This window comes from Mesorhizobium sp. M1A.F.Ca.IN.020.03.2.1 (genome assembly GCF_004023205.1).
In the GTDB taxonomy this organism is placed as follows: Bacteria; Pseudomonadota; Alphaproteobacteria; order Rhizobiales; family Rhizobiaceae; genus Mesorhizobium.
Map to the genome: position 1 here is coordinate 1 of NZ_RZSV01000438.1, position 1,849 is coordinate 1,849.

General features: G+C 65.0%; 2 protein-coding genes. Both read right to left on the minus strand.

The window, feature by feature from the left end; all coding sequences use genetic code 11:
* A partial coding sequence (locus EOA79_RS31795; RefSeq protein WP_128293673.1) for a hypothetical protein occupies positions 1 to 1,483 on the minus strand: 1,483 nt, incomplete at its 3' end.
* Positions 1,480 to 1,849: NAD(P)H-hydrate dehydratase (locus EOA79_RS31800; RefSeq protein ID WP_281060311.1), on the minus strand; the 370-nt coding region annotated here is incomplete at its 5' end. The genes EOA79_RS31795 and EOA79_RS31800, both read right to left, overlap by 4 nt.

Sequence of the window (1,849 nt, forward strand, 5' to 3'; positions counted from 1 at the left end):
GGCAGGGATGGCCGGAAAAGATGTTCCGGCTCTCCTTCGGCAGCAGGCATTGCGCCAGTTTCGCCTTAACTCCCGTAGCGGTCGCGATCGGTGTGCAGACCGTGCCGGCTCCGCATTGCCAGCTGTTGCCGAAGCGGGCGGCGTCTTCCGGCACCAGGCACGGCATGGTGGGCTCGGCCGGCGTATAGGCGATCTCGCCGGTGTCTTTCCACGCGGCGGGTGGTGCGAAGGACAACGGGCGAAACCCGTTCGCTTCTCTGCCTTCCACAGTCTCCTGCAGCCACGCCTCGCGGCGCGGAATCTCGGCATGGAGATGCGGCGAGATGCCGACTTCGATGCGGTTGAGCGGCGAAGTCGCGCTATCGTCGAGGCCGATGAAATGGATTCCTGCGGTCGAGCCCGCCTGATGGCAGCCATGGCAGGCGCCGTTGTCGAGCCGCTCGATCAGGGCTTCAGCCGTGCGCGCCAATGTCAGTTTCGAATAGTCGACCCCGGCAAGCGCCTCCGGTTCGAACAGTGGCGTGAATGGATGATTGGCCTGCCTGGCACTGCCGAAGGTCGACCAGGAGATGACCTTCTTCGCTAGGAATTCATCCGGGATTTCGTAAACGCCGAGATCGATTGCACCGGCATTGGCGCGGACATAGTCCGTAAGCCTCGCCTTCAACCGCGCGTCTTGCGCAAGGCGGATGGTGTCCGGCGTATTTTCGAGCGGTTTCTGGCTGATTGTGGTGCCGTCGATACCGAAGATGCGCATGAGATAGGCGGCCTGACCGCCAAATTCGGTCTCCTGGCCGGAAGGAAAGCGCACCACCTGAGCGTTGAGTTCGAGCTGCTTGAAGGAGAGGCTCGCTTTATCCAGCGGTCCGCCGGACAGCCACCCGGCATCCGCCGCTTCGTCGATCTGCGGCGTCCAGCGCCCGGCGACGCCGGTACAGCCGCCGTCGGCGTCGGGAGCTGCGCGGTAGATGGCACTGAAATTGAATGGCAGCCTCGAGGCCAACACCTTGCCGTTCTTCCTGAAACTATAGGCAAGGCGGTAGATGAAGCGCACCTCGCCGCAGCCCGCTTCCCCACCGAGCTTTGCGAAGTCACGCCGGTCGAGCCGGTTGACGACGCCGACCAGCCGGAAACGCGCCGCGTCGGTCTTCAGCCAGCGCATGTCGATGATGCGGCCGACATTGCCGTCGGTCACCTCATAGAGCGGCCGGCCGCCTGCTTTCAGGTCGGCGCGCAGTGCTGCGACATCGGCCGCTACGGTGTCGACGATGGCGTGGTAGGCCGACGCCGCGTCATAGAGCGTTTTCAGATCATCCTTGCCGCTGATGCCAAAAATACCGGCGAATCCGAAGCCATCGGCGTCGAGCTTGGCGAGCACCTGCGGATCGTCCACGACCGTGACCGGACGACCGGCAGCATCAGCCGCCCGCACGCCAAGAACAGCGATGGCAGCGACCGCGACAAGGATCGCCAGCCTCATCATCGGGCAGCCATCCCATTCTCGACCAACGCGTGCAGCACAGGCACCATCGCCAAAGGCAAATCCTCGGCGATCAGGCCGGGTCCGAACCGGCTGCCGGCTTCGGCGTGTATCCAGACAGCCGCGCAGGCCGCTTCGAACGCCGGCATGCCTTGTGCCAGGAGCCCGGCGATGATGCCCGCCAGCACGTCGCCCGAACCCGCGGTGGCAAGCCACGGCACGCCATTGCCGTTGATCGCGGCGCGGCCGTCTGGTGCTGCGATCACCGTGTCGGCGCCTTTGTAGACGATGACGGCGTTGGCTCGCGCCGCCGCCGCGCGGGCCTTGCCGAGTTTGGAAAGAGCCTTGTCGCCCGCGACCTTGGGCAAC